The organism is Cohnella soli (assembly GCF_042655525.1).
In the GTDB taxonomy this organism is placed as follows: domain Bacteria; phylum Bacillota; class Bacilli; order Paenibacillales; family Paenibacillaceae; genus Cohnella; species Cohnella soli.
In genome coordinates, this window is sequence record NZ_JBHSMI010000064.1 from 1,116 (window position 1) to 1,535 (window position 420).

Genomic DNA, 420 nt, shown 5'->3' on the forward strand with positions numbered 1-420 from the left:
GCCGACCTCGAATGTATCCAGAACCTCCCTCCCGCTGCTTCGATCATGCCCACTTCTCGCTGTCTCTAGATCGTTAATTGATTTCACTACCTGCTTTGTACTTGAACTATATTGGCGTAAGTATTCATCAGTGTGATTTCTTCTTGAACAACTTCACTTTGTATCTCTCAGCACTACCGTATCCAGAACCCTACCCCCGCTACCCCGAAATTGCCATCTTCTCGCTGTAACTAAGTAACCTTGAATCACCTTCACGATTTAAACTGGAGCCCTAATTAAAACAAATTTCTTAATAACTCTTCCTCGAGTGGGCAATTGCGTATAACGTAAATGTGTTCACGACGTCCCACCACCTTAAGGCTCCACCAGGAGCCGGCCGCGATGCGGTTAGGTGGTGCGGATGTGTCCGGCTGATTCCGC